This is a genomic window from Streptococcus infantis (genome assembly GCF_047464215.1).
Taxonomy (GTDB): Bacteria; Bacillota; Bacilli; order Lactobacillales; family Streptococcaceae; genus Streptococcus; species Streptococcus infantis_P.
Genome location: NZ_JASHCG010000047.1, coordinates 1 through 527 on the forward strand (window position 1 = coordinate 1; position 527 = coordinate 527).

General features: G+C 41.0%; 1 protein-coding gene. It reads left to right on the top strand.

Features of this window, described 5'->3' with window-relative positions:
* A partial coding sequence (locus QM469_RS10565; protein WP_414276812.1) for a transposase occupies positions 1-527 on the top strand: 527 nt, incomplete at both ends.

Below are 527 nucleotides of genomic sequence, written 5' to 3' on the forward strand. Positions count from 1 at the left end.
AAAACTAGCTAATCAGTCTTATTGTGCGGTTAAGAAAACCTCTCCAGTGATAGAAGAGGTCAAATACTATGCAGGGGAGTTACTTAGGCTTTCTGAACACAGACAAGGTGTTTTAGAGGAGATGGTAGCATTGGCTCAATCTTTGCCAGAATACGAGATTCTTCTCTCTATTCCTGGAATAGCTGAAACCACAGCGACAAGTATTATTGGCGAACTTGGTGACATTCGTCGATTTCACTCTGCCAATCAAATCAATGCTTTTATCGGCATTGACCTCAGACACTATGAATCTGGAAACTTTCTAGCCAAGGAACATATCACTAAACGTGGGAATCCCTATGCCAGAAAGATTCTCTTTAAGTGCATTCATAACATCGCTTCAGCTAGCCACACCAATCCCTGTCATATCGCAGACTTCTATGAGAAACGGAAAAGACAATCGCAAGTGACTTCAACCAAACCACACACGATTGCCTCTATACATCGTCTCATTAGAACAATGTATTACCTTATAACGCATAACAAAC